Origin of the sequence: Streptomyces sp. NBC_01275 (assembly GCF_026340655.1) — a bacterium.
In the GTDB taxonomy this organism is placed as follows: domain Bacteria; phylum Actinomycetota; class Actinomycetes; order Streptomycetales; family Streptomycetaceae; genus Streptomyces.
Window position 1 is genome coordinate 8,280,494 of sequence record NZ_JAPEOZ010000001.1, and the last position, 18,414, is coordinate 8,298,907.

The 18,414-nt window shown below is 71.2% G+C and carries 18 protein-coding genes and 2 pseudogenes; 7 read left to right on the forward strand and 13 right to left on the reverse strand.

What is annotated here, in order from left to right:
• Positions 1-179: 179 nt before the first annotated feature.
• Entirely contained in the window at positions 180-1,325 is a 1,146-nt protein-coding gene (locus OG562_RS36290) for an ATP-grasp domain-containing protein (protein WP_266405665.1), read from the reverse strand.
• A 351-nt stretch (positions 1,326-1,676) separates the two neighbouring features.
• On the opposite strand from OG562_RS36290, the gene OG562_RS36295 reads away from it, so the two are divergent.
• The gene (locus tag OG562_RS36295) at positions 1,677-2,537 is read left to right on the forward strand and encodes a metallophosphoesterase (RefSeq protein WP_266409709.1); all 861 of its coding nucleotides are present in this window, start codon (positions 1,677-1,679) and stop codon (positions 2,535-2,537) included.
• Positions 2,538-2,583: 46 nt separating this feature from the next.
• A complete protein-coding gene (locus tag OG562_RS36300; protein ID WP_266405667.1) occupies positions 2,584-3,276 on the forward strand; it encodes a 4'-phosphopantetheinyl transferase in 693 nt (230 codons plus the stop codon).
• A 51-nt stretch (positions 3,277-3,327) separates the two neighbouring features.
• Here OG562_RS36300 and OG562_RS36305 read toward each other — a convergent pair whose 3' ends face one another.
• On the reverse strand, positions 3,328-3,570 hold the full coding sequence (locus OG562_RS36305; protein ID WP_266405668.1) for a hypothetical protein: 243 nt from the start codon (positions 3,568-3,570) through the stop codon (positions 3,328-3,330).
• Positions 3,571-3,810: 240 nt separating this feature from the next.
• On the opposite strand from OG562_RS36305, the gene OG562_RS36310 reads away from it, so the two are divergent.
• Complete coding sequence (locus OG562_RS36310; protein ID WP_266405669.1) at positions 3,811-4,842, forward strand: alpha/beta fold hydrolase; 1,032 nt, start codon at positions 3,811-3,813, stop codon at positions 4,840-4,842.
• A gap of 77 nt (positions 4,843-4,919) precedes the next feature.
• Here the strand turns inward: OG562_RS36310 and OG562_RS36315 are convergent, their stop codons facing one another.
• Positions 4,920-5,450: a toxin-antitoxin system, toxin component gene (locus OG562_RS36315; RefSeq protein WP_266409710.1), complete on the reverse strand. Its 531-nt coding sequence runs from the start codon at positions 5,448-5,450 to the stop codon at positions 4,920-4,922.
• A gap of 32 nt (positions 5,451-5,482) precedes the next feature.
• Positions 5,483-6,133: a helix-turn-helix transcriptional regulator gene (locus OG562_RS36320; RefSeq protein WP_266405671.1), complete on the reverse strand. Its 651-nt coding sequence runs from the start codon at positions 6,131-6,133 to the stop codon at positions 5,483-5,485.
• A 230-nt stretch (positions 6,134-6,363) separates the two neighbouring features.
• On the opposite strand from OG562_RS36320, the gene OG562_RS36325 reads away from it, so the two are divergent.
• Positions 6,364-7,029: a hypothetical protein gene (locus tag OG562_RS36325; protein ID WP_266405673.1), complete on the forward strand. Its 666-nt coding sequence runs from the start codon at positions 6,364-6,366 to the stop codon at positions 7,027-7,029.
• 114 nt (positions 7,030-7,143) lie between these two features.
• On the opposite strand, the gene OG562_RS36330 is transcribed toward OG562_RS36325, so the two are convergent.
• From OG562_RS36330 to OG562_RS36360, 7 genes are all read right to left on the reverse strand, one after another.
• A complete protein-coding gene (locus OG562_RS36330) occupies positions 7,144-7,968 on the reverse strand; it encodes an ABC transporter ATP-binding protein (RefSeq protein WP_266405674.1) in 825 nt (274 codons plus the stop codon).
• 20 nt (positions 7,969-7,988) lie between these two features.
• Positions 7,989-8,768 (reverse strand): ABC transporter permease, encoded by a 780-nt coding sequence (locus OG562_RS36335; protein WP_266405676.1) that lies wholly within the window; start codon positions 8,766-8,768, stop codon positions 7,989-7,991.
• Positions 8,765-9,538 carry an ABC transporter permease gene (locus tag OG562_RS36340; RefSeq protein ID WP_266405678.1) on the reverse strand — a complete coding sequence of 258 codons (774 nt, stop codon included), beginning with the start codon at positions 9,536-9,538 and terminating at the stop codon, positions 8,765-8,767. The genes OG562_RS36335 and OG562_RS36340 overlap by 4 nt, the downstream gene beginning before the upstream one ends.
• On the reverse strand, positions 9,535-10,506 hold the full coding sequence (locus OG562_RS36345) for an ABC transporter substrate-binding protein (RefSeq protein WP_266405680.1): 972 nt from the start codon (positions 10,504-10,506) through the stop codon (positions 9,535-9,537). Before OG562_RS36345 ends, OG562_RS36340 begins: the two co-directional genes overlap by 4 nt.
• A gap of 193 nt (positions 10,507-10,699) precedes the next feature.
• Positions 10,700-11,710 carry a PDR/VanB family oxidoreductase gene (locus OG562_RS36350; RefSeq protein ID WP_266405682.1) on the reverse strand — a complete coding sequence of 337 codons (1,011 nt, stop codon included), beginning with the start codon at positions 11,708-11,710 and terminating at the stop codon, positions 10,700-10,702.
• The gene (locus OG562_RS36355) at positions 11,707-11,880 is read right to left on the reverse strand and encodes a hypothetical protein (RefSeq protein WP_266405684.1); all 174 of its coding nucleotides are present in this window, start codon (positions 11,878-11,880) and stop codon (positions 11,707-11,709) included. Before OG562_RS36355 ends, OG562_RS36350 begins: the two co-directional genes overlap by 4 nt.
• Positions 11,877-12,944, reverse strand: coding sequence for an aromatic ring-hydroxylating dioxygenase subunit alpha (locus tag OG562_RS36360; protein ID WP_266405686.1), 1,068 nt, complete (start codon positions 12,942-12,944; stop codon positions 11,877-11,879). Before OG562_RS36360 ends, OG562_RS36355 begins: the two co-directional genes overlap by 4 nt.
• A gap of 181 nt (positions 12,945-13,125) precedes the next feature.
• Here OG562_RS36360 and OG562_RS36365 point away from each other — a divergent pair.
• A pseudogene (locus tag OG562_RS36365) lies at positions 13,126-13,443 on the forward strand (NAD(+) kinase); the annotation flags it as partial.
• Between the two features lie 45 nt (positions 13,444-13,488).
• Here the strand turns inward: OG562_RS36365 and OG562_RS36370 are convergent.
• Positions 13,489-14,817 carry a YhgE/Pip domain-containing protein gene (locus OG562_RS36370; RefSeq protein WP_266405688.1) on the reverse strand — a complete coding sequence of 443 codons (1,329 nt, stop codon included), beginning with the start codon at positions 14,815-14,817 and terminating at the stop codon, positions 13,489-13,491.
• A 68-nt stretch (positions 14,818-14,885) separates the two neighbouring features.
• Positions 14,886-15,008: pseudogene (locus tag OG562_RS36375) on the reverse strand (endo alpha-1,4 polygalactosaminidase); the annotation flags it as partial.
• Positions 15,009-15,370: 362 nt separating this feature from the next.
• Here OG562_RS36375 and OG562_RS36380 point away from each other — a divergent pair.
• Together OG562_RS36380 and OG562_RS36385 are read left to right on the forward strand one after the other, a co-directional pair.
• Positions 15,371-17,437, forward strand: coding sequence for a phosphocholine-specific phospholipase C (locus OG562_RS36380; protein ID WP_266405689.1), 2,067 nt, complete (start codon positions 15,371-15,373; stop codon positions 17,435-17,437).
• A 66-nt stretch (positions 17,438-17,503) separates the two neighbouring features.
• Positions 17,504-18,331 (forward strand): phospholipid scramblase-related protein, encoded by an 828-nt coding sequence (locus OG562_RS36385; protein ID WP_266405691.1) that lies wholly within the window; start codon positions 17,504-17,506, stop codon positions 18,329-18,331.
• Positions 18,332-18,414 lie beyond the last annotated feature (83 nt).

The following is an 18,414-nucleotide window of genomic DNA, read 5'->3' on the forward strand; positions in this document are numbered from 1 at the left end:
TACGGAGACGTACAAGGGGTGCGCAACAAAGTTGGTATGGACCAATCACGCTGTCAAGATGACGGGCAGGATTGGTCCATACCGGTGAGATGAGTTACCCAGGGGCGCGGGGCTGTGTCGATGTGCGGCTGCGCCGCGTGGCGCGACGAGCCGCAGACGTCCCGCACCCGGCCGACCGCCTAAAGCGGCAGCACCTGCGCCGCGCCCGCAGGCGCGACCTCGACGGAGTCGGCAGGCGTCGGCACGGCCGGCAGCAGCGGCTCGTTCTCCTCCACCCGCTGGTGCGGCAGCGACACCGCGCGCAGCGGCCGCGGTCCCGACACCACCGTGTAGTCCTGCCCCAGGAACGGCGGCCGGATCTCGCCCGGGTCCTCGCCGAGCGCCAACTGCACAGCCGCCCAGGGCGCGTTGACGCCGCACAGGGACAGCTGGTGCAGTCCGCCCGCGGGGCGGGTGTTGACGTCCATCAGGACCGGATGGTCGCCGAACATCCGGAACTGGATGTTGGACAGGTAGTGCAGCCCGAAGCCCTCGGCGATCCGACGGGCCGGCTCCAGCCACTGCTCGTGCAGCGTGAAGCCCCGGCGGCGGCCGTTCTTGGTGCGGCCGATGGCCATCCGCAGCAGGTTGTCCGGGCCGGTGAGGCAGTCCACCGACACCTCCGGCTGCTCCAGTCGCGGCATGACCAGCCAGTCCACCTGCTCACCCTGCTCGGCGGCCTGCTGGAGCGCCTCGACGACCATGTCGAGCTGGACGTAGGAGCTCGGGAAGCCGTTGAGGTGCATGAGGGAGAAGGGGGCGCGCGTGATCACCCGGAAGCCCACCCCGCCCGCGCCGGACGCCGGCTTGAAGCACGCCTTGTGACCGGCGTCCTCCAACTCCTCGACGGCGGCGACGAGTTCCTCGGCCGTGCGCACCCGCCACCACGGCGGAACCGGCACGCCGATCGCCTGGACCGCCTCGTAGGCGATCACCTTGTCGTGGAAGACGGCCACGGCCTCCGGCGGCGGCGCGAGCAGCGCGGTGCCGACCGCCTCGAAGTCGGCGCGGTGCGCGACGATCTCCGCCTGCTGCAGCCGGGGCACGAACACGTCGATGCCGCGGCGCTGGCACTGGTCGAGGGCGTACTCGACGTAGGCGGCGGGGGAGAGGCCTTCCGGCTCCAGCTCGGCGGTGTCGGCGGCGGCCAGTACGGGGGAGTCCGCGTCGCCGTGCGTGGCGTGGATCTCGACGGCTCGGTCGCTGGGATTTCGTCGCAGCTGATCCGTGAAGAACACGTTCTCCGCGTACGTGCGGTTGAGCCAGACGCGTACGCGAGAGACCATGCAGGCCGCCTTTCACGGTTCGCGGGCAGGGCGGAGCTGGCCCGTGCCCGGGCAGGGGGAATGGAGGATCACCAAACCGCCCTGCTGAAGGGACGTTCATGGCGGTGGTGTTGGGGCGATCATACGGGTTCCGAGGGGTGCGGCGTGCAACACGCGTGTTACGGATTTTCTGATCTTGTTCACGAATCGGGCGGGGTCCGGTAAGGAGGTGACCGCCGAGTAGGTCCCCGACCTGGGACGCAGCGGGCGGACGGTCCCGGCCGACCGGCCGGAGTCGGCCTTGTCCGGCGCGCGCGAATGTGTTCTCGTGGTGTCACTGATCTCATCGGGTTCGTGAGCGGGGGGCAGGACGTGACGTCGAGGGCCGGTGGAGCCGGACAGCTGCTGGCGATCAGCGATCTGCACATCGGCTATCCCGAGAACCGCGCCCTGGTCGAGGCCATGGCCCCGGAGACCGACGACGACTGGCTCCTGGTCGCCGGCGACGTCTCGGAGAACGTGGCCGACATCCGCTGGGCGCTGAAGACCCTCGCGAGCCGCTTCCGCAAGGTCGTCTGGGCCCCCGGCAACCACGAGCTGTGGACCCACCCCCAGGACTCCGTCACCCTGCGCGGCGTCGCCCGCTACGAACACCTCGTCGAGGTCTGCCGCGACCTGGGCGTGACGACGCCCGAGGACCCGTACCCGGTGTGGGAGGGCCCCGGCGGCCCGGTCGCCGTCGCGCCGCTCTTCCTGTTGTACGACTACTCGTTCCTGCCGGCCGGCTGCGCCACCAAGGACGAGGGGCTGACCTACGCGCACGGGACCGGCATCGTCTGCAACGACGAGTACCTGCTGCACCCCGACCCCTACCCGACCCGCGAGGCCTGGTGCCGGGCCCGGGTCGCGGAGACCGAGCGCCGGCTCGCCGAGCTGCCCGCCGACCTGCCGACGGTCCTGGTCAACCACTATCCGCTGGACCGGCACCCGATGGACGTCCTGTGGCACCCCGAGTTCGCCATGTGGTGCGGCACCGAGCTGACCGCGGACTGGCACCGCCGCTTCCGCGTCTCAGCCATGGTCTACGGCCATCTGCACATCCCCCGGACCACCTGGCACGAGGGCGTCCGCTTCGAGGAGGTCTCGGTGGGCTATCCGCGGGAGTGGCGCAAGCGGACCCGGCCGCCGGGGCAGCTGCGCCGCATCCTGCCGGCGGAGGCGACGGCGTCGTGAGCGGCGGGATCGTGGTCGTGGAAGCGGCGGGGCAGGAGGAGGCCTGGTGATCGAGGAGCTGCTGCCGGACTCCGTGGTGGCCGTCGAGGCCTTCGGCGAGGAGGGCGTCCGCGAGTTCGGGGACGCGCCGCTGTACCCGCAGGAGGAGGCCCTCGTCGCCCGGGCGGTCGCCAAGCGCCGTCGCGAGTTCACCGTCGTACGCGGCTGCGCCCGGCGCGCCATGGAGAAGCTCGGCGTGCCCCCGCAGCCCGTGCTGTCCGGCGAGCGCGGGGCCCCGCAGTGGCCGGCCGGGGTGAACGGCAGCATGACGCACTGCGAGGGCTACGCCGGCGCCGCCCTGGTCCGCGCCGTCGACCTGGCCTCCCTCGGCATCGACGCCGAACCCCACCAGCCGCTCCCCGAGGGCGTCCTGTCCGCCGTGTCGCTGCCCGCGGAGGCGGAGCGGCTGCGCCGGCTGGCCGAGGAGCGGCCCGAGGTGCACGGGGACCGGCTGCTGTTCAGCGCCAAGGAGTCCGTCTACAAGGCGTGGTTCCCCCTCACCCGGAAGTGGCTGGACTTCGCCGAGGCCGACATCGACGTGTCCGCCGACCCCGCCGGGGGCGCGCACGGCGTCTTCCGCGCCCGGCTGCTCGTCCCCGGACCGATGGTCGGCGGCCGGCGGGTCGAGTGCTTCGACGGCCGCTGGATCGTCCGCCGAGGCCTGGTGGCCACCGCCGTCACGGTCCCGAACGACGGCTGAGGCACCCCGCGGGGGAGCCCCCGCCGCATGACGGCCGAGACCCCACGCCGGTCACGACGGTGGGCACCAGTGGCGCAGCAGTCTGAAGAACTCCTCCTCGTTGCCCGTCAGGCCCGCGTCCGCCAGGGCCTGCTCCGCCTCGGCGAGCACCGCGGGCGGGACCACGGCAGGCCGCCGGTCCCCGTCGTCGCGCTCGCCGCGCTCGTCGCCGAAGGCGGCCCGCACGGTGTGCAGCAGCCGCAGGTAGGCCTGTACGGCGGTGCGCTCGCGGTCGGTCAGTACAGCAGTGGGCATCGGTCGGCTCTCCCCGCGTCGGCGTCGTCTCCCACGCGCCCGGACGGCGCGTACGCCGCCACCCGACGGCGCACCCCCCAGCTTGCCGCCCACCACTGACAATCCGGCCGCGCTCCACGTCGGTTCGCCCGCTTAGCCGAGGCGAAACCGCGCCGAAACACCCTGTGGGAAAGGAGATCTACGCTGGAGTGAAGCGCTTTCGGCCGGTCGCCGGAGGCAGGAGGAACGGGAGGCGAGCCGGTGGTCGACGTCCCGCAGCGGCGCACGATGTCACGCGCCCCACGACTGCGCTCGGTGGGCGACGGGGAGCTGGAACTGCAGTACCGCGTCGTGCACGGCTACCGCCGGGCCTTCCGGATGGCCGGCCAGGGCCCGGCGCTGGTCCTCATCCACGGCATCGGGGACTCCTCGGCGACCTGGGCCGAGCTGATCCCCGACCTCGCCCGCACCCACACCGTCATCGCCCCCGACCTCCTCGGCCACGGCGCCTCCGACAAGCCCCGCGCCGACTACTCGGTGGCCGCCTACGCCAACGGCGTGCGCGATCTGCTCACCACGCTCGGCGTCGAGTCGGCGACCCTGGTCGGGCACTCGCTCGGCGGGGGAGTGGCGATGCAGTTCGCCTACCAGTTCCCCGAGCGCACCGAGCGGCTCATCCTCGTCAGCGCCGGCGGAGTCGGCCGCGAGGTGACCCCGGCCCTGCGGTTGGTCTCCCTGCCCGGCGCTCATCTCGCTCTGTCCGCACTGCGGTTGCCCGGCATGCGACTCCAAGTAGGCCTCGCCATACGGCTGATGAAGCTGCTGGACGTCGATCTCGCACTGGACGCACCCGACTTGCTCAACCTGGTGGACGCGCTGCCGGACCACACCTCGTGCGACGCCTTCATCCGCACCCTGCGCGCGGTCGTCGACTGGCGCGGCCAGGTGGTGACCATGCTCGACCGCTGCTATCTGACGGCGGGCATGCCGACCATGCTGCTGTGGGGCGACCGGGACTGCGTGGTGCCCGTACGGCACGCGTACGGCGCACAGGAGGCCATGCCCGGCAGCCGGCTGGAGATCTTCGAGGGCGCGGGCCACTTCCCCTTCCACAGCGACCCCGCCCGCTTCCGCGCCCTGGTCGAGGAGTTCACCAGCACCACCGCCCCGGCCGACTGGAGCCGCGACCACTGGCGCGAGCTGCTGCGCGAGGGGCGACCCGGGCCGGCGGCGGGACCGGCGGGGGACACCGGACGCGACCTGCGCGAGGCGAGCGAACGCAGCGCCACCTGACGAGGTCTGCGTCCCCGTCCCCGCCGAGATCCCGGGCGTGGTCCCTGTTCCGTGGTCCCTGTTCCCTGGTCCCGCGTTCAGCCCTGCGGGCCCAGGTACCCCAGCGACGTCTCGATCCGACCCGCCAGATGGTCACCCTGTCCGCGCCCGCGCGGCGACGAACCGGCCAGCCAGGCACGGCACTTGCTGGCCAGGAGCAGCCCGAAGCTCTCGGCCTGCCGCTCGTCGGCCAGGTCGAACCGGGTGCGGGCGGCGACCCGGTGGACGGTGGCCTGGAGGTCCGCTCCGTCGGTGAGTAAACGCGCCGCGACCGCCGCGCCCTGGACGTGGTGGCTGCAGTGCCCGGCGTTCATGTGCCACAGCTCGTGCCCGAGGATCACCAACTGGTGGTCGGGCGCGGTGCGTTCCTCGATGACGACGAGGTCCTGGTCGGCCATGTCGAGCCAGAGTCCGCTGGCCGTGTCGGCCGGGAAGGGGGCCATCCGGAAGTGCACGGGGCGGCCGCGCCGTCTGCTCATCCCGTCGCACAGGGCGGTGTACAGGTCGGCCGGCGCGGCGGGGGCCGGGAGGGTCAGTTCCGAGACCAGTTCGCCGCAGAGGCGGCGCATTTCCTTGCCGATGCCCACAGTTCTCCCCCGGATCACGACTCGGGCCGCTTCACGCTCTCCAGGAGCATGTCCAGCCACTCGGCGACCTTGTCGCGGTGCTGGTCGGTGGGCAGCTGCGCGGCCCGCCAGGCGATCCCGCGTACGCCGTGGTCCTGCAGCAGCCGCTCCAGCGGGTCCTCGGCGGCCGCGGCCGCCTCCCGCGCGGCGAGCTTCTGCAGCAGCTCCTGCTCGGTGTGCTGGAGGGCGCCCGCCAGTGCCTCGGGGTCCTCCGCCGTGAGGAAGCCGGCGTGCACGCGGAAGAACCGCTGGAGGGCGTCGCAGTGCTCCATCGTGGGGCGCCGGTCGCCGTTGATGAGGGCGCCGGCCTGCTGGCGCGACATGCCGGCGCCGTCGGCGATCTCCTGCTGGGTGTACTTGCGTCCGTTCGGCTTCAGCCGGGTGCGGCGCAGCAGGTCCAGCCGTTGCAGGAAACGGGCCTGCACATCCGGCTCGCCGGCGGGCCGGCCGCTCAGCAGGGCCTTGACCACGGACTCCGGGACGCCGGAGGCGACGGACAGCCGTCTGGTCTCGAAGACCTCCGCGTGCGGCACGCCGAGCCGGTCGGCCAGTGCGGCGACACGGGCGACGACGGCCGACGGCAGCACCGTCGCCGTGGCGCCCGGAACCTCGAAGTCATCCGACACCGACAGGTCTCCTAGGTCTCTCACGTCCCTCTCACAGGCACAGACGGTCGCCGTGAACTGCGTGGAGAGTAGCGGGTATATCGAACTCACATCCAGGTCTCGCCACAACTGTGGCCAATTTCAGCCGTCAACGACCATGGAATGCCACGATAGTTGACACGCTGCGCGTCCGGGCAGCAGGATCGGGACGCCGACGTGAAGGCCGCAGAGGCAAGAGGGGTGACCTCCCGATGGCATACCAGGCAGGAGGGCAGCGGTCCGCACCGCGGCCCGCCCCCGCGAGTCCCGAGGCCCAGGCGTATCTCCAGGACTACGCCACCTACCTGGAGGCCGTGGCCTTCCCTTCCGTCGTCCTCGACCACCGCTGGGACGTGGTCCTGGCCAACACCGGTTTCGCGTCACTTTTCCGGGACGTGGGCCCGCATGCGACGGCCCAGCCGGGCGACAACTTCCTCCGGTTCGTCCTGTTCCATCCCGACGCCGCCTCCGTTCTCGGCGACCACGAGTCCAGCTGGTGCCTGCCGATGCTCGCCCGGTTCGCGGCGGCCGTGGAGCGCCACGGTCACGACCCCGGGCTGCAGGCGATCCGCCGTGACATCGCGCAGGACCCGATCATGGAGGCCGCCTACCGGCAGGGTCTGCCGCACTGGATCCGCGCGGTCGGCGAGGACGCCGTCGAGCACGACGGGGCCGTCCGCCCCCTTCTGCACCCCGACCCGCGCTGGGGCGCCACCGAGTGCCGTATCGTCGGCGAGACCCCCAGGACCCTCCAGGACATGGGGTACACGCGGCTGACGATGGTGCTGCGCCGGACCCCTCCCGCGCTCGCCCGCAGAGCACGTCGGCCGCGCCGCACCGCGAGCCACCTCAGCGTGGTGCCGGCCCCCGAGGCCTGACCGGGCACCGTCGGCGTTCAGGTCGCCGACGGCGCCCTGGTCGGTCACTTCAGCGGTCGGTCTTCAGCGGCTGGTCCTTCAACGGTCGGTCCTTCAACGGTCGGTCTTCAGCAGTCAGTCCTTCAGCAGGGTCGGCGGGCCCTTCTCGACCGTGTCCCGGGGCGTTTTGCGCTTCGCCGCCTGGATCTGCTCGTAGACATGGGTGCGCAGCTCCGCGAAGCGCGGGTCCACCCGGGTGTGCAACTGGTCGCGCTCCCGCGGCAGATCGACCTTCAACTGCTCCTGCACGACGGTCGGCGAGGCCGACAGGACGACCACCCGCTCGCCCAGGTAGACGGCCTCGTCGATGTCGTGCGTGACGAACAGGATGGTGATCCCGCGCTCCCGCCACAGGCCCCGGACGAGGTCCTCCAGATCGGCCCGGGTCTGCGCGTCCACCGCCGCGAACGGTTCGTCCATCAGCAGCACGCGCGGCTCGTAGGCGAGGGCCCGCGCGATGGCCACCCGCTGCTGCATGCCGCCCGACAGCTGCCAGGGATACGCGGAGGCGGCGTCCGCGAGCCCGACCGACTCCAGGGCGTCGGCGACCAGCTCCCGTCGCCGCTGCTTGCTCAACCCCTTCTGCTTCAACGGCAGTTCGACGTTCTCGCCGACCCGCATCCAGGGGAAGAGGCTGCGCCCGTACTCCTGGAACACGAACGCCGTCCCCGGCGGCGGCCCGCTCACCCTCCGCCCCTCCAGCAGCACGTCGCCGGAGGTCGGCGCCAGCAGCCCGCCCATGCACTTCAGCAGGGTCGTCTTGCCGCAGCCCGACGGGCCTACGAGACAGACGAGTTCGCCCTCCTCGACGGTGAAGGTCAGGTCCCGCACCGCCTCGACCCGGCGCCCGGCGCCCTCGTAGATCTTGCGCAGGCCGGACACGTCAAGCAGCACGGGCATGGGCCGCCCTTTCACGAGGGTCAAGGGGACCGCCGGGTGGATGCGCGCAGACCGTGGTACCAGGCGAGCACGCGCCGCTCGACGATCTGGAAGAGGACCGACAGGGCGAAGCCGAGCAGACCGAGGACCAGGATCCCGGTCCACATGTCGGGGATGGCGAAGCCCCGTTGGAACTGCACGATGGTGAAGCCCAGCCCGTTGCTCGCGGCGAACATCTCGCTGATGACCATCAGGATGATCCCGACGGACAGCGCCTGGCGCAGCCCCGCGAAGATCTGCGGGCTCGCCGACGGCAGCACCACCGTGCGAAGACGGGCGACGCCCGTGATGCCGTAGGAGCGGGCCGTCTCCGCCATCACCGGGTCCACCGCCCGGACGCCCTCCACGGTGTTGAGCAGGACCGGCCACACGCAGCCGCTCGCGATGACGACGACCTTCATGGTGTCGCCGATGCCCGCGAACAGCATGATCACCGGCACCAGCACGGGCGGCGGCACGGCCCGCAGGAACTCCAGCACCGGCTCGCACAGCGCCCGCACCCGCCGGTAGGAGCCGATCACCGTGCCCAGCGCGATCCCGACCACGGTCGCCGTCGTATAGCCGCCCGCGAGCCGCAGCACGCTCGGCCGTACGTCGGTGCGCAGCCGCTCGCCCGTCCACACGTCCGGGAAGGCCTTCAGGATCGTGCGCAGGGGCGGCCAGAACGGATTGGCGCTGCCGTCGGACGCCAGCCACCACACGGCGACCAGCACGGCCGGCAGGGCGAGCGCGAACAGCAGCCGCAGCAGGGCGCGCCTCACAGCGCCACCTCCCCGCGCACCGACTGGTGCCAGGCCAGCGCCCGCCGCTCCACCGTGCGGGCGCCCACGTTGACGAACAGCCCGAGCACGCCGGTCACCACGATCAGCGCGTACATCTCCGGCACCGCCTGCGAGGTCTGCGCGATCCCGATGCGCGCGCCCAACCCCGGTGCCCCGATGACCAGTTCGGCGGTGATCGTCAGGATCAGCGCGACGGCCGCGGCCAGCCGGACGCCGGTCATGACGTACGGCAGCGCGCTCGGCCACAGCACGTGCCGCACGCGGGCCCAGGCGCCGAGCCCGTAGGAGCGGGCGGTCTCCTCGGCGACCGGGTCGACGTCCTGGACGCCGTACAGGACCTGGATGAGGACCTGCCAGAAGGAGGCGTAGACGACGAGCAGGAGGACCGAGCGCAGTTCGGTGCCGTAGAGGAGGACCGCCAGCGGGATCAGGGCGACCGAGGGGATCGGGCGCAGGAACTCGATCGTCGAGGCCGTCGCCTCGCGCAGATACGGGACGACCGAGAGGACGACGCCGGCCACGATCCCGGCGCCGACCGCGATCGCCAGGCCCAGCGCCCAGCCGGTGAGGGTGTCGCCGAGCGCCGTCCAGAAGGCGGAGTCGGCGAGTTCGTCGCCGAGCGCGCCGGCGATGCGGCTGGTCGGCGGGAAGTAGGCCTCCTTGACCAGGCCGAGCCGCGGCACCGCCTCGCCCAGGGCGAGGAAGGCCGCGAGCCCGGCCGCACCGAGTGCGGTGTTCTCCCCCTTCACGGCAGCAGCTTGTCCAGGTCCGGGGTCGTCTTGAAGAGCTTGTCCTGCTCGCCCAGCTTCTCCAGCGCCTCGATGGACGAACGGTTCGCCTCGGCGGGCCACTTGGGCAGCGTCACCTGCGCCAGCACCGCCTGGGGGATCTTGGTGTACGTGGTGACGATCTGCCGGACCTCGTCGGGGTGGGCGTCCGCGTACGCCAGGGACTCCGCTGTCGCCTCCTGGAACTCCTTCACCACCTCCGGGTTCTTCTGCGCGTACTGCGTGGAGGTGAAGTACATCGCGATGGTGAGGTTCGGCGCGATGTCGACGAACGGCGAGGTGAGCTCCCGGGCGCCCTGGCTCTTGAGGGTGGCCAGCGCGGGCTCGACCGCCATCGCGGCGTCGATCTGCCCGCTGTCGAGGGCGGCGGGCATCTGGTCGAAGGCCAGCTCCACGAACTTCACCTCGTCCGGGTCGCCGCCGGCCCTGCGCACCGACTCGCGCACCGCGGTCTCGTTGATGTTCTTCAGCGTGTTGATGGCGACCTTCTTGCCCTCCAGGTCCTTCGCGGACTCGATCGGGCTGTCCTTCTTCACCGCGATCGCCCCGAAGTCCTTGCCCTGCACGCCCGTCGACGCGATGCCGTTCGAAACGGCCTGCACGGGAACGCTGTTGGACTGGGCGACCATCAGCGACGTGACGTTGCTGAAGCCGAACTGGAACTGCCCGCTGACGACTCCCGGCACGATCGCCGCGCCGCCCTGCGCGGTCGTGATCGACAGCTTCAGCCCGTGCTTCGCGTAGAAGCCCTGCTTCACGCCGAGGTAGACGGGCGCGACGTCGACGATGGGGATGAGCCCGAGTCTGACGGTGGTGACGCCTCCCGGCGACGAACCCGCGGTGGACGTGCCCGAGTCCCCGGACGAGCCGCAGGCCGCCGCGGCGAACAGGAATGCGCCGGCCGTGAGACCGGCGAGCAGACGACGCATGGCTCCTCCTGTGCAGACAACGGTGTTCCGACAGGCTGTGCGCACACCGCACAGTAGTGCTCAACTGGCGTGCAGGGAACGTAGATCGGGTCGTCCGACGCGGTCAATGGTTTTGGCTGACGAAATTGTTGACAGTCTGTGCGTCGCGCGCGGGTCCCCGAAGGCGCGACCAGCGCCCGCCGGGGACCGCTGCTCACAGATCCAGGACCAGCTTCCTCCCCCGGCACCGGGACACACAGATCATCATCGTCTCCCCGGCCTCCCGCTCCTCGGCGGTGAGGACGGAGTCCCGGTGCTCCGGGGCGCCCTCCAGGACATCGGTCTCACAGGTGCCGCAGGTGCCCTCGGTGCAGGAGAACAGCACCTCGACCCCGGCGCCGCGCACGGCGTCCAGCACCGACACCCCCACGGGCACGGTCACCGTACGGCCGCTCTGCGCGAGCTCGACCTCGAACTCGGCGTCCTCGCCCGCCGGTTGCTCCTTCGCCTGGAACCGCTCGACGTGCAGGGCACCGGACGGGCAGCGCCCCTCCACCGCGTCGAGCAGCGGGCCGGGACCGCAGCAGTAGACCAGGGCGTCCTCGGGCAGCGCGTCCAGCACCGGGCCGAGGTCCAGCAGACCCGACTCGTCCTGCGGGGCGACGGTGACCCGGTCGCCGTAGCGGGCCAACTCCTCTGTGAACGCCATGGAGTTGCGCGAGCGCCCCCCGTACAGGAGCGTCCACTCGGCGCCCGCCGCCTCGGCCGCAGCCAGCATCGGCAGGACGGGGGTGATGCCGATCCCGCCCGCGATGAAGCGGTACCGGGGCGCCGGCCGCAGCCGGAAGTGATTGCGCGGGCCGCGCACCCGCACCTTGTCGCCCTGCCCCAACTGCTCGTGCACATGGGCGGATCCGCCCCGCCCGTCCGGCTCCCGCAACACCGCCACCCGCCACGCCGCAGGGTCCGCCGGGTCGCCGCACAGCGAGTACTGGCGCTCCAGCCCCGGAGCGAGGACGAGGTCGACATGGGCGCCCGGCTCCCAGACCGGCAGCGGTTCGCCGAGCGGATGCCGCAGGGTCAGCGCGAGCACCCCGTCGGCCGCGAACTCCCTTCTCTCGACGACGAGTTCGGCTTCGTACGCGGTCGGATCCTGGGTGGTCGGATCCTGGGTGGTCGGATCGTGGGTGGTCAGTTCGTGAGTGGTCAGTTCGTGAGTGGTCATGAGTCGCTTCCCTGCGGCCGGTGCCCTTCGGGGTGGCCGAGCATCCACTCCCACATCTCGACGGGGTCCTGGGCGGAGTGCTCGGCGCCGCAGTGACAGGTGCCGTGCAGGACGTCGGTGCCCGGCAGCCAGTCGATGCGGTAGACCTCCCCGGTGGGGCCGGCGCTCACAGGACCTTCTCCACGGGCTTGTCGCCCTCCTCCACCAGCCGGGCGAGGATACGACGGGCGGCCAGACCGCCGGTGTCGATGTTGATGCTCAGCTCCTGATACCCCGAACGCTCCGAACCCAGCGTCTTCTGAAGGAGGTTGAGCGCGTCGACGTCCTGCATGACGACGGTGTGGTTGTTGCCCCGCAGGAACTCGGTGACCTCGTCGTCGTCCGTCGCCCAGTCGCGCGAGACCATCCAGAAGTCGTACACCTTGCCGTCGGACGACGGCGTGATCGCGTAGGTGATCTCGGTGTGGAACCCGTTCGGGTCGCTGCCGTCCGCCTCGGGCAGCACACCCACCGGCGCGATCCGGCTGTGCAGCAGATACAGACAGGGCGCGTGGTACTCGATGTCCTGCCAGCGGGTGATCCGGCCCTCGATGCCGGTCGAACGGGCGTAGAACGGCGGGCACTCGGCGTCCGCCATGTGCCGGCTCACCCGTACGACGCCCGCGCCCTCGTCCACCTCGGTGGTGATCGGCGTCTCCGCGACCTCGGGGGTGCCGATGTAACCGCCGTGCAGATACGTCTCGTGGGACAGGTCCAGGAGGTTGTCCACGAGGAGTCCGTAGTCGGCGTCGATGGGCTCCATGCCGCGGACGGTGGTCCAGCCGGGGGAGTCCAGGTGGCGGGCGCGCGGAATGGCCAGCGGGTCGGCGAGCGCCGGGTCGCCTATCCACACCCACACCAGGGCGTCCTGCTCGACGACCGGGTAGGCGGTGACCCGGGCGGTGCGCGGGACGCGTTTCTGCCCCGGCACGTACACGCACGCGCCGGTCGAGTCGTACGTGAAACCGTGGTAACCGCAGACGATGCGGTCGCCGTCGAGCCGGCTCTCCGACAACGGGAACCGCCGGTGCACACATCGGTCGTGCAGCGCGATCGGCGTCCCCTCCGCCTCGGTCCGGTAGAAGACGAGCGGCTCGCCGAGAATCGTCCGCCCCAGCAGCTCCTCCCGCCCGACCTCGTGACTGTAGGCGGCGACGTACCACTGGTTACGTGCGAACGCGGTCGTGTGCGGCATGGCTGCGGCTCCCGTCGTTGGGTGGTGGCGACATCGTCGAGGAGGGCGTCACAGGGCCGCAACGGTCCTTCCGCCTCGCGGAAGCGATTCGGTGAAGTGCCTGCTCAGGGCCCTGGTGCGCGGTCCGATGCCGGGGCCGGCGCCCACGACCAGGAGAGAGGGCGGGGCGTCAGGCGGCGTCGTCGTGGCCGCCCCCGACGAACCGGTCGCCCTGCGCGTGCTGCCCCACTGCGGACAGGCCGCCGTCAGCGTCGACGGCCGGCGGCGCGGGGTCCTGGACCCCGGCGACGGGATCGGCGTCTTCCGCGCCCCGCACCGCGTACGCCTCGTCCGGCTGCGCCCCACCGACTTCTACGGGCGGCTGCGCGAGAGGTTCCGGCTCGCCGCCGCCCCCGCGACCGCCGTCGACGGCCCCTCGGCGCCGTTCTTCCGCCCGGACACCCCGATCCCGCCGGACCTCGCCCGGATGCGCCTGCCGCCCCCCACCGCCGCACGCTGAGCGAGCCCGACGCGTCGCACCCTCGTCACGCGCCCGTCGCCCCGCTCAAGCGGGCTGCGGAGTCAGGCGCTTGAGGCCCCTGCGGTCGTAGTACCGGGTCATCGCGAAGCCGAAGAGCAGTCCTACGGCGGCGCCGACGCCGATCATGGTCCAGGCGCGGGTGAGTCCGGCGTCGCCGCGGGCGTCGAAGTAGAGGATCGCGCGCACCCCGTCGCTGAGCTGGCGCATGGGCTCGAAGTGGGACAGGAACTCGTAGAAGCCGGGGACCGCCTGGAGCGGGACGGTCGCGCCGGAGGACGGCAGGCCCAGGACGATGAACACGAACATCGACACGAGCTGCCCGATCCCGCCGAACGCGGCGTTGATGGCCTGCACGCCCAGGCCGACGGCGAGGGCCGCGCAGTAGGAGTAGATCCACAGCAGCGGCAGATGGGTGGCGTCCATGCCGAGGACGCCGACGGTGGCGAGCATGATCAGGGAGACGCTGATCAGCGTGATGCCCGCCGTCATCCCCATCTTCAGCAGCAGCGTCTGGGTGCGGTCGACGGGCACCGTGGGCAGCCGGGTGTGCCAGGGGCCGATCTCGTTGTCGGCGTAGCCGAGGGAGGTGTCGACGCCGTTGCTGATGACGTTGCCGCCGAGGAACCCGGCGAGCACGAGCAGCAGCGTGTAGTAGAAAGCGGTGAGCCCCAGGCCGCTGTGGACGCCGAGCGGGTGACCGACCTTGGTCGCGACGTTCACCGGGTCGGCGAGCAGCAGCTTCTGCGTGGAGCCGACGGCCGTGGCGGCCGCGGTGAGCTGCTTGCCGATGGTCTGGGACGCCTGGTGGGCGGCGGCCGTGGTGATCTGGCTCGCCAGGGAGGAACCGAGGCTGCCCTTGCCGGGGTTGGTCAGCACGGTCATCGTCGGCCGGGCGGTGGCGTCCGCGGTGGTGAGCGCGGCGACCGAGTCGGTGAAGTCGGCCGGGATGACGAGAGCGCCGTAGACCTTGCCGGAGTCGAGCTGGTCCTGGGCCTGTCCGAGGCTCAGGGTGCGCCACTGGGCCTTGTCGCTGGTGCTGTCGGAGGTGATGGCCCGGGTGATCTGCGTGCCGAGGTTCTGCTCCTGGTTCGGCAACGGCTTTCCGCGGTCGGCGTTGACGAGGGCGATGGGCAGGTCGTGCAGGTCGCCCTGGGGGTTGACGATGCCGCCCATGTAGAGCAGGGACAGCAACAGGGCGAGCAGGCCGGTGAGGACGGTGGGCAGCAGCCACAGTTTGGGGCGGCGCAGCAGGGTGGCGGCGCGTGCCTGCGGGCCGGCGGCGGGGGTCGCGGTCTTGCTGTCGGGAGTGTCGGGTGTGTCGGGTGTGTCAGGGGTCTTGCCGTCGGCGGTCATGGCTCTCCGTCGTGTCGGGACCGGGGCATTGCGGGCCCCGCCCTCCGAGTGTCCTAGGAGCGCCCGCTTCAGCAAGGCTTGCGCCACACCCCCAGCTCCAGTTTCTTCTGCATCGACGACAGCTTCCGTTTCCGGGACCCGGCGCAGAAGCTGCTCGTCGGCTCCGCGTACTCCACGTGGAAGGCCGCCTGGACGTGTGGTGGCGCCGAGGGTGTCGTACCAGCGCATGGTAGCGACGGTGTGACGCAACGGATCGGCGGGGTGGGCGGTACGGGACGGAGGACCGGCGCTGCGGGGCGGCACGGGCGTGTGCCGGTCGGGGCGGCCGCGCATAGCGCGGGTTCTCGGCCATCCGCCGATTTCCGGCCCTCGTAGGGCAGTTGGGGCGGCTTGGCGATCCCTTGGCCTGCCGCACATCTGGCGTACCGGTGACTTTCACATCCGCGTCATCCACCCCTTCCCTGACGTTCGGTGCCCTTGGAACACTCCTTGCGCGCGCAGTTCGTCCCGACCCGGCCGGCAGAACCCCTTCTGTACGAGAGGTCCCTCACCCATGCCCGAAGTCAACCGGCGCCGCTTCCTCCAACTCGCGGGAGCCACCACCGCGTTCACCGCGTTGTCGAACAGCATCGAACGCGCCGCCGCGCTCCCGGCCAACCACCGCTCGGGGAGCATCGAGGACGTCGAGCACATCGTCGTCCTGATGCAGGAGAACCGGTCGTTCGACCACTACTTCGGCTCGCTCAGAGGCGTCCGGGGCTTCGGCGACCCGCGTCCGGTCGTCACCCGGCAGGACGGCAAGCCGGTCTGGTACCAGTCGGACGGGACCAGGGACCTGCTGCCCTTCCACCCCGAGGCCGACGACCTGGGGCTGGCGTTCGTCCAGGACCTCCCGCACGGCTGGAACGACGGGCACGCCGCCTTCGACGGCGGCAGGTACGACAAGTGGGTGCCGTCCAAGGGCGCCACGACGATGGCGTACCTGACCCGCGAGGACATCCCGTTCCACTACGCGCTCGCCGACTCCTTCACCATCTGCGACGCCTACCACTGCTCGTTCATCGGCTCCACCGACCCCAACCGCTACTACCTGTGGACGGGGTACACCGGCAACGACGGAAAGGGCGGCGGCCCGGTCCTCGGCAACGACGAGGCCGGCTACAGCTGGACGACGTACCCCGAGCGCCTCGAGGAGGCCGGGGTCTCCTGGAAGATCTACCAGGACGTGGGCGACGGCCTGGACGCGAACGGCAGTTGGGGCTGGATCCAGGACGCCTACCGCGGCAACTACGGCGACAACTCGCTTCTCTACTTCAAGCAGTACCAGAACGCCCGGCCCGGCGACCCGCTGTACGACAAGGCCCGCACCGGCACCGACGCCCGCAAGGGCGAGGGCTTCTTCGACCAGCTGAAGGCGGACGTCCAGGGCGGCAAGCTGCCGCAGATCTCCTGGATCGTCGCCCCCGAGGCCTTCACCGAGCACCCCAACTGGCCCGCGAACTACGGTGCTTGGTACGTCTCCCAGGTCCTCGACGCGCTCACCGCCGACCCGGCCGTGTGGGCGAAGACCGCGCTGTTCATCACCTACGACGAGAACGACGGATTCTTCGACCACCTGGTCCCGCCGTTCGCGCCGGGCTCCGCCGCCCAGGGCAAGTCCACCGTCGACGTCGGCCCCGACCTCTTCAAGGGCGACGCCGGTCATGTCGCGGGCCCCTACGGTCTGGGCCAGCGGGTGCCGATGCTCGTCGTCTCGCCCTGGAGCAAGGGCGGTTACGTGTGCTCGGAGACCTTCGACCACACCTCGGTCATCCGGTTCATGGAGAGCCGCTTCGGCGTCCACGAGCCCAACATCTCACCCTGGCGGCGCGCGATCTGCGGCGACCTGACCTCCGCGTTCGACTTCTCCCGCAGGGACGTCAAGCCGGTCGCGCTCCCGGACACCGACGGCTACCGGCCGCCGGACGGCGACCGCCATCCCGACTACGTGCCGACCCCGCCGGCCCACCCCGTCCTGCCCCGGCAGGAGCACGGAGTGCGCCCGGCCCGTCCCCTCAAGTACGCGCCCTCGGTGGACGGTTCGGCGGACCCGGCGGCCGGGAGGTTCACGCTGACCTTCGCCTCCGGCGCGCACGCCGGCGCCGCCTTCCTGGTCACCTCCGGCAATCGCGCGGACGGTCCCTGGAGTTACACCACCGAGGCCGGCAAGACCGTCTCGGACACCTGGAACTCGGCGTACTCCAGCGGCTCGTACGACCTGACCGTGCACGGCCCCAACGGCTTCCTGCGCGTCTTCAAGGGACCGGGGAAGACGGCCGGGCCCGAGGTGGCCGCGCGGTACGTCGGCGACGCCGTCGAACTGACCTTCACCCACCACGGATCCGGCACGGCCGTACTGAAGGTGGCCGACGGCTACCGCGGCCGGACCACGACGGTCAGGGTGCGCCCGGGCGCGGTCCTCAAGCGGACCGTCGACCTGAGCGCGAGCCGACGCTGGTACGACCTCACCGTCACCTCCGCCGCCGACCCCTCCTTCGTGCGGCAGTTCGCCGGACATGTGGAGAACGGGCGGCCGGGAGTCAGCGACCCGGCGATCGCCCTGGAGCGGTCGCGCGGGTAAATGCACGATGAACACCGCATCGTGGGGTCTGGTCAGGTCCCGGTGGGCTCGGGATAGTGTGCCCCGGTGACCACGCATTCGAACACACCTGCAGGCTGGTACCCGGATCCGCACGGGGCGGCCCAGACGCAGCGCTACTGGGACGGCGCCCAGTGGACCGAGCACACCCACGCCGACCAGCAGGGGAAGACCCCGGGCGGGCCGCCGGTGCCGCAGCAGTCGGCCGGCCCCGACCAGCGGGTCCAGCAGCAGGTGCAGCAGCAGGCCGGGGTCGCGCCGAGCGGCCCCGGCGGCGGCACCCTGTTCAGCGAGCCGGTGCTGGTGGTGAACCAGAAGGCCAAGCTCATCGAGCTGACCAACGAGTACAAGGTCATGGACCAGCAGGGCAACCAGCTCGGCTCGGTCGTCCAGGTCGGCCAGAGCGTGCTGCGCAAGGTGCTGCGCTTCGTCGCCAGCATCGACCAGTACCTCACCCACCGGCTGGAGATCCGCGACGCCTACGGGCAGCCGGTGCTGCTGCTCACCCGGCCTGCGAAGATCTTCAAGTCGCGGGTGATCGTGACGCGCCCCGACGGTCAGCAGGTCGGCGAGATCGTCCAGCAGAACGTCTTCGGGAAGATCAACTTCGCGATCAACGCGGGCGGTCAGCAGGTCGGCGCGATCAAGGCGGAGAACTGGCGCGCCTGGAACTTCGCGATCGTCGACCACGCGGAGAACGAGGTCGCCCGGATCACCAAGACCTGGGAGGGCCTCGCCAAGACGATGTTCACCACCGCGGACAACTACGTCCTGCAGATCCACTACCAGCTGCCCGAACCGCTGCTGAGCCTGGTCGTCGCCACGGCCCTGACGGTGGACACGGCGCTGAAGCAGGACGCCCGCGGTCTCGGCTGAGGCCCGCGCCTGCACACTGGTCCGGGCTGCAGGCTGGTTCGGACTGCAAACTGGTTTGTGATGCAAACTGGTTTCGGCTGCAC

Excerpts from the sequence above, each read along its gene's own strand:
- OG562_RS36290 (WP_266405665.1), bottom strand. The coding sequence starts at position 1,325 with ATGGTCTCTCGCGTACGCGTCTGGCTCAACCGCACGTACGCGGAGAAC.
- OG562_RS36305 (WP_266405668.1), bottom strand. The coding sequence starts at position 3,570 with ATGCCCACTGCTGTACTGACCGACCGCGAGCGCACCGCCGTACAGGCC.
- OG562_RS36315 (WP_266409710.1), bottom strand. The coding sequence starts at position 5,450 with ATGCGCCGCCTCTGCGGCGAACTGGTCTCGGAACTGACCCTCCCGGCC.
- OG562_RS36325 (WP_266405673.1), top strand. The coding sequence starts at position 6,364 with ATGGCATACCAGGCAGGAGGGCAGCGGTCCGCACCGCGGCCCGCCCCC.
- OG562_RS36330 (WP_266405674.1), bottom strand. The coding sequence starts at position 7,968 with ATGCCCGTGCTGCTTGACGTGTCCGGCCTGCGCAAGATCTACGAGGGC.
- OG562_RS36345 (WP_266405680.1), bottom strand. The coding sequence starts at position 10,506 with ATGCGTCGTCTGCTCGCCGGTCTCACGGCCGGCGCATTCCTGTTCGCC.
- OG562_RS36350 (WP_266405682.1), bottom strand. The coding sequence starts at position 11,710 with ATGACCACTCACGAACTGACCACTCACGAACTGACCACCCACGATCCG.
- OG562_RS36360 (WP_266405686.1), bottom strand. The coding sequence starts at position 12,944 with ATGCCGCACACGACCGCGTTCGCACGTAACCAGTGGTACGTCGCCGCC.
- OG562_RS36370 (WP_266405688.1), bottom strand. The coding sequence starts at position 14,817 with ATGACCGCCGACGGCAAGACCCCTGACACACCCGACACACCCGACACT.
- OG562_RS36380 (WP_266405689.1), top strand. The coding sequence starts at position 15,371 with ATGCCCGAAGTCAACCGGCGCCGCTTCCTCCAACTCGCGGGAGCCACC.